Below are 4224 nucleotides of genomic sequence, written 5' to 3' on the forward strand. Positions count from 1 at the left end.
TTGAATGGCAACAACTCAGAGAGCTCTGCTTACGTTTCCCAACGATAACAGAAGAACGTGCCAAAAGCCTTGTTCGTGTATTGGACATTTATGTAGAACTTCCGGAAGTTACCAATTCATATACCTACAATCAATCCAATGATTTCCAAAAAATAGATGTTTCATTTAACAACGATATGGATTTTAGCGTTTCTGCTTATTCAGCACGCTTAGAACAACTGATGCTTATTCCAAATGTAAAAGCTCACTTTGAATCTAACAGTTATGCTACTGATTTTAATAACGGAAAACACATTCTAACGCCCGTTGTCTTCCATAATATTTACAAAGGTGCTTTGGGCGAAGAAGTAGGCAAGTTTATTTTAGAAGAACACCTAAAAATTGAATTGGAAGAATTGTCGAAAGAGCACTATGAACGTTTTGATTTTAAGGTTAAAGATAAAGACGTCTATATAGACTTTAAACATTGGCAAGAATATACCTCGTTCGATGCATCAACAAAAAAAGAAAATATTTTACAGAAACTTGATGGAATGAAGGGCGATAGAATAATCGTCATAAATATTCTGGCAGTAAGCGATTATCGTCCTATTGAAACCTTAGATGGTCGTATTGTAGAAATTGCCAATCTTTTCGATGTTGAGAGGAAAGATTTTAATCAAGATGCCATTGAAAAAATAATGCGAAACGTATGAACAAAGTAACCACAAACCGAATTGCACCAACAGTTAATTTTCAAAATATCATTGAAGACTTTGTAGTTGTCCAATTTACGCAATCGGATGGCTACATAAAGTTTGGCGCCCAATTCATTGATGAGTTTTCACAGAATGTTATGGCGAAGGCTGTCGTTTTTGAAAATGGCAGTTCTTTATATACGCTTTTCGTGAAAACGGAATTTGAGAATATAGATCTACGTAAGGTTTTGGATGAAGGCACCGAAATGGATGGTTTACACTACAAGGTGTTAGATATTGAGCAATTGCAAAATGTCCCGAGACATATTTTAATTCAACTTCTTATAAATAGCCTGAATGCCCCAAAAAGTGAACGGTTACAGTTTAACAATTTAACGGGCAAATTATTTCTTTTTAAAGAATCTCTTTTCGAGAAAAGGAAGTTTGGAAAAAATAAGTTGCTTACTAAAATCCCAGCAGTAGAAGTAAAAATAAACAAAGATTTACAATTACAGTTAAGGACTACAACATTCACGAGCTTGTTGCTTCTGTCACGACTTAAATTTGAGAGAAAACAACTTAAAGACTATGCTAAATACACCTATGTTCACGCTACAAAATCGATGCGACGTATTCTAAAATCTGAAAATCTTGATGCAAAGGATGTATTCATCATTAAACAAGAGCAAGGTAAAAAAACCGTGACTCCGTTTATGGATTTTAGCGATTTGGATTCCTTTTCGGAAAGTAAAATGGGACAGTTGTCATTTATTTTTGATAAAATAAAATCTAAATTATCCAATTACATTCAGGTTTCATTTGAAATCAAAGAAACTGAAAAATCAATTAGACTCAAAGGTAATGGACAGGATGATATCAACACAATTCTTGCTAAAGAAAAGTTGAATTTGAACATCATCAATAGCCTTGAAGAAGAAGGTCTTGATTATGCTGAAACCCTAAAGGAAATGCTCAAATCATTGTTTCCGCAAAACGTAGTATCCATTTCAAATAATTACAAGCCAAAGGCTTTAAATATAAAGCTTTTACACAATAAAGCATACTATGAGAATCACGGCACTAAAGATACTTACAGCAACACTGGTGGTATAGTCCAGCACATTACAATTGAGGATTTTAATTTTAAAAGTTCAAGTGCAGTCAAAGCTATAGTCAAAGAGCTTTTGATAAAGCGAGATGTTCATCTCAATCAAGTCTCTTTGGTTGATTGGGCAAACTATAATTATCAATTAAACCAAATTTTCGGTATAAGCCGAAATGATTCATATTATTTCCTAACCATTGCACCAAATGGCTCGATGTCTTTTGAAAGGAAAGAACCTTCGCTCTTCAATCAATCTGAGTTTGATGATTTAATCACAATTTTTAGTGACGACAAATCAGTAGAGGGCATTATTAAAAATGATAAAGGCGACATAAATATAATTAGGCGTTCCGACCTATTCACTTTACCCGAGTTTCAAAACATCTATAAAAAATTATTAGCTGAAGATAAAGATGAGGAATTCAATGTAGAAGACCTATTAATGTGGCTTTCAGAAATAGATATTGAGCCATCTCAGAATAACCATTTCAGCAGTCTTCTCGAAGAACATTCAAAGAACACAATTTTAAAATCTGAAATTCTTCGACTGATTGACCATAGGTCTGTAAAAAAGAAACTGGCCAAACACATAGAGGATAAAACTGGCAAGGTCCTTAAGGTTTATATGAGAGACCAATCCAAATATGACTTAATGGACAGCAATCTTGATATCCATTCCTATATCGAAAACGGGAAGTTGTTCTATTATGTTGGAACTATAGGTGATGGAATGCGCACAAAAATTGGCCGTGCATCGGTAATTCGCGAAATATCAGGATTTTTAGATGGTCCTATATTTTTTGATAAGATGCTGCCATTAATGAATGTGGATTTTGTTAGGTACGGTGATTTAACAGTAATTCCTTTTCCTTTCAAATATTTGAGAGAATGGATCAATTTGCAAACCACAACAAGATAACATTTCGTTAAAACAAACCTTTATGTTAAAATATTTGCTAATTTTGCAATAAATGAAACAATTTATCCACAAATCAATGGCAATGGTAATGGCTGTTGTGGTTCTACTGACCACAATGTCATTTACTGTGGATATGCATTATTGTGGAGATACGTTAGTAGATTTTTCATTCATCCAAGATGTTAAGACTTGTGGAATGGGAAAAGCTGAACCTGCTAAGAGTTGTTCTAACTCAATGATTTCTAAAAAATCTTGTTGCTCAGATGAACAATTAATTATTGAAGGTCAGGACGATTTAAAACAGGATTTTTCACAACTTACATTTGAGCAGCAAATATTCGTTGCCGCTTTTACTTATTCTTATATCAGTCTCTTTGAAGGAACTGAATCACAAGAGATCTCTTTCTCAGATCACTCGCCACCATTCATAAGGCGGGACCTGCAGGTATTGCACCAGACATTCTTAATTTGATTTTTTAAACAGTACCAGTAGCAATCTAATTGCAACTGGATAAGCCCAGCGATGCATTCGTTCTGGGCACGCTTTGTTGTTTCTCATTTGTGCTGAGAGCAAACAAAAGCATATTTCTATAACTGTTTAATAATCATATCGTATGCTAAATAAAAGCATAAAATTTCTCATAGAAAATAAACTTGTTGCCGTTATACTACTCGCCCTATTCGTAGGTTGGGGCATTGTCAACGCACCCTTCAATTGGGAAACAGGTATTTTACCCACTGATCCTGTGGCCGTGGATGCCATTCCAGACATCGGCGAAAACCAGCAAATCGTTTTCACAAAGTGGCAAGGGCGTTCACCGCAGGATATCGAAGACCAGATTACCTATCCACTTACAACTTCATTGTTGGGAATTCCTGGGGTCAAGACCATCCGAAGCTCTTCAATGTTCGGTTTTTCAAGTATCTATATCATTTTTGAAGAAGATGTAGAATTCTATTGGTCACGTAGCCGTATTCTCGAAAAACTCAATTCCCTTCCCGCAAACTTATTGCCCGATGGTGTAAACCCTGCATTGGGTCCGGATGCTACGGGATTAGGTCAAATTTTTTGGTACACGCTGGAAGGTCGTGATAAAGATGGCAACGTAACTGGCGGTTGGGATCCACAGGAATTACGAAGCATACAGGATTACTACGTAAAATATGGTCTGTCTTCGGCAAGCGGTGTTTCTGAAGTAGCATCAATCGGTGGTTACGTCCAGGAATACCAAGTGGATGTTGACCCTGAAAAAATGCGACAATACAACATCGGCTTGACCGATATTGTAAAAGCTGTCAAGGAAAGTAATCAAGACATCGGTGCGCAGACTTTGGAAATTAATCAAGCCGAATATTTGGTTCGTGGTCTGGGGTATGTGAAATCGGTTACAGATATTGAAAATGCAGTTGTTTCTTCAGAAAATTTTACTTCTATCCGAATTAAAGACATTGCAAATGTTCATCTGGGACCACAAACGCGACGTGGTATTTTAGATAAAGAAGGTGCTGAAGTGGTAGGCGGT

3 protein-coding genes and 1 pseudogene are annotated in these 4224 nt (G+C 35.9%); all 4 read left to right on the plus strand.

Going from position 1 to position 4224, the window contains the following annotated elements:
* Positions 1-695: pseudogene (locus tag A9Q93_RS11255) on the plus strand (hypothetical protein); the annotation flags it as partial.
* Entirely contained in the window at positions 692-2701 is a 2010-nt protein-coding gene (locus tag A9Q93_RS11260; protein ID WP_303687505.1) for a hypothetical protein, read from the plus strand. The pseudogene A9Q93_RS11255 and the gene A9Q93_RS11260, both read left to right, overlap by 4 nt.
* A gap of 52 nt (positions 2702-2753) precedes the next feature.
* On the plus strand, positions 2754-3173 hold the full coding sequence (locus A9Q93_RS11265; protein WP_303687506.1) for a hypothetical protein: 420 nt from the start codon (positions 2754-2756) through the stop codon (positions 3171-3173).
* Between the two features lie 142 nt (positions 3174-3315).
* On the plus strand, positions 3316-4224 hold a 909-nt coding region (locus tag A9Q93_RS11270), incomplete at its 3' end, for an efflux RND transporter permease subunit (RefSeq protein WP_303687507.1).

The organism is Nonlabens dokdonensis, from assembly GCF_002162835.1.
Lineage (GTDB): Bacteria > Bacteroidota > Bacteroidia > Flavobacteriales > Flavobacteriaceae > Nonlabens > Nonlabens dokdonensis_B.